This is a genomic window from Sedimentibacter sp. B4 (assembly GCF_000309315.1).
Classification (GTDB): Bacteria; Bacillota; Clostridia; order Tissierellales; family Sedimentibacteraceae; genus Sedimentibacter; species Sedimentibacter saalensis.
Window position 1 is genome coordinate 1 of the sequence record NZ_CANG01000280.1, and the last position, 241, is coordinate 241.

Genomic DNA, 241 nt, shown 5'->3' on the forward strand with positions numbered 1-241 from the left:
TTCACCGACGCGCGGAACCCGACGTCGCCGAAGCCGTACTTCGGAGTGGTGGTCCCGACGTAGGTGGCCGAGCCGGTGCTGGCCGCGGCGCTGACTCCGGAAACCCGCTTCGGGGTGTAGGTCTGGTCGGACCCGGTGCTGTTGGTGAGCGTGATGGTCACGGTGTGGGAGTTCCCCTCGCCCAGTTCGAGGACGGAGGGCGATGCGGTCACGCCGTCGGCCGCTGCGATCGCGTTGGCGG

Annotated in this window: 1 protein-coding gene; it reads right to left on the bottom strand. The window is 69.7% G+C overall.

The window, feature by feature from the left end:
- Positions 1-241, bottom strand: a 241-nt coding sequence (locus tag BN358_RS26320) for a hypothetical protein (protein WP_198018399.1), incomplete at both ends; no start/stop codon positions are given.